Raw genomic sequence first — 2,456 nt, 5'->3', positions numbered from 1 at the left:
GGAAATCGGGGCAACTGGGATGAGGCGGAGCGTCTGTATCGGCAATCTTTGCAATTGAGAACCGAATTGGGCGATCGCTCCGGCATGGCAACCTCTTGGGGACTGTTGGGAGATATCGAGCGAAATCGCGGCAACTGGGATGAGGCCGAGCGTCTGTATCGGCAATCTTTGCAATTGAGAACCGAATTGGGCGATCGCTCCGGCATGGCAACCTCTTGGGGACTGTTGGGAGATATCGAGCGAAATCGCGGCAACTGGGATGAGGCCGAGCGTCTGTATCGGCAATCTTTGCAATTGAGAACCGAATTGGGCGATCGCTCCGGCATGGCAACCTCTTGGGGACTGTTGGGAGATATCCAGCGAAATCGCGGCAACTGGGATGAGGCGGAGCGTCTGTATCGGCAATCTTTGGATTTGAGTACCGAATTGGGCGATCGCTCGGGCATGGCAACCAGTTACAACTCCCTAGCCTCTGTCTATCAACACTTTAACCGAATTCCTGAAGCGATCGCCGCCTGGAGAGAAGGACTAGCCATTTGTCCCCCAGAGCGATTCCCGCTAGAAGCCTTGGATATCGGTCGCAGATTAGGCGATGCTGCCTTTAAGGTTCAAGACTGGGAAACCGCCATCGAAGGCTATGAGGCTGCCATTGAAGCCGTCGAAACCCGTTGCAGCTTCACCGACTCCTACAGCGAGAAACAAAAACGCCGGGAAGCCGCCTTAGACCTCTATCCCCAACTCGTGCAAGCCTGCATCAACGCCGAAGATATCGGCAAAGCCTTAGCCAGCGTCGAACGCAGCAAATCCCGCAACCTCATCGAACTCCTCAGCAACCGCGACCTGTACCCCAAAGGCGACATTCCCCCAGAAATCCGGCAACAACTCGATCGCCGCCGTCGGGAAGTCACCGCCAAACAGCGACTCCTCGAAACCCTCGAAACCCCCACCAACCCCGATAATCAGGACATCGGCGGACTGGGACAACGGGGCAGCAGTGCCGCCAGCTTCACCCCCGAAGTCATGGACAGCCTGCGTCAACAATACCAACAGGCGCAACAGGCCTTAACCCAACTCCTGGAAACCATCAACACCTACGACCCCAACTTCAGCCTCACCCAACGAGTCCAACCCATCCAATTCTCGAAAATTCAGGAGTTGCTGGATAAGGATACCCTGTTGATGGAATGGTATCTCAGCCCCCGGGGAATTTATACCTTTATCGTCAGTGGCGAAACCGGGGAAATTTCCGTGCATCTTTCCCCCCCGGAAAACCTGGAGCAATTACAGGAGTTGCGCGACACCTATCTCCACACCTATCAACGCCACCACTCCGACGACTGGGAAACCCATCTGAATGACTTCCTGCGCCGTCTGCGGGATATCCTGGAATTACCCCAACTCCTCGCCCAAATTCCCCCCACCTACCGCCGCCTGATTGTCGTACCCTATCGGGAGTTGCATTTATTCCCCCTCCACGCCTTACCCCTGGGGGATGACGATGAACCCGACTATCTCGCCGATAGATTCCCCCTGGGAGTCACCTATAGCCCCAGTTGTCAATTCCTGCAAGTCTCCCAACGCCAGCGCCAAACCAGCAACCGCCAGCGCTTCTTTGCTATCCAAAATCCCACCGAAGACCTAGACTATGCGGACTTAGAGGTTGAAGCCATTTTAGCCAACTTCTCCACCAACGCCGGCCGTCTCGCCCGCCAGCAAGCCAGCAAAACCAGCCTGAATGAAGACCCCCACCGCCAAGCCTTCCAAGAGGCGGACTATCTCCATTTTGCCGGCCATGGGGCGTTCAATTTCAACAGTCCCCTCCTGTCTCCCCTGGTCTTAGCTGGGGCGAAAGTCTCCGTCAGTGACTCAGAAGGCCGAACCCTCTCGGAGGAAACCGCCCCCTCTGAAGCGGCGGAAACTCGTTTTCTCCCCTGGCGCAAAGGCACGCAGATTGACCTGAGCAAATGTTACACTTTGGGAGAATTGTTTGAGCTGTATTTACCCACCTGTCGCCTGGTGATTCTCTCGGCTTGTGAAACGGGGTTAACGGACTTTTCCCCCGACTTGGAAGAGTATATCAGTTTGGGGCTGGGGTTTCTGTATGCGGGGGCGGCGAATGTGATTTGTAGCCTGTGGGCGGTGAATGATGTCTCGACGGCGATTTTGATGGTAAAATTGTATGAGGAAATGCAGACCCAGCCCTCGGTTGCCTTAGCCTTGAAACAGGCCCAAGAGTGGATGAGAGCAGTCACGAAGCAGGAGTTAACCGCGTGGCTGAATGAGCAGGACTCGGCGGGAAACTGTCATCCCAAGGCGAAACTCCGAGATAACTTGGGGTTAGGTTTTCAACGCCCGGATTACCGACCCTATAAACATCCTATCCATTGGGGGGCTTTTTGTGCGATCGGAATTTAACCGTAGGTTGGGTGAAGCGATAGCGCAACCCAACACCCAGC

1 protein-coding gene is annotated in these 2,456 nt (G+C 55.3%); it reads left to right on the top strand.

Translation table 11 applies throughout. The features are described from left to right. A partial coding sequence (locus P5674_RS20145; protein WP_315670226.1) for a CHAT domain-containing tetratricopeptide repeat protein occupies positions 1-2,415 on the top strand: 2,415 nt, incomplete at its 5' end. Positions 2,416-2,456: the final 41 nt, after the last annotated feature.

This window comes from Limnospira sp. PMC 289.06 (assembly GCF_032350395.1).
GTDB lineage: Bacteria > Cyanobacteriota > Cyanobacteriia > Cyanobacteriales > Microcoleaceae > Limnospira > Limnospira platensis.
This window is presented reverse-complemented; position numbering and strand designations above follow the sequence as displayed.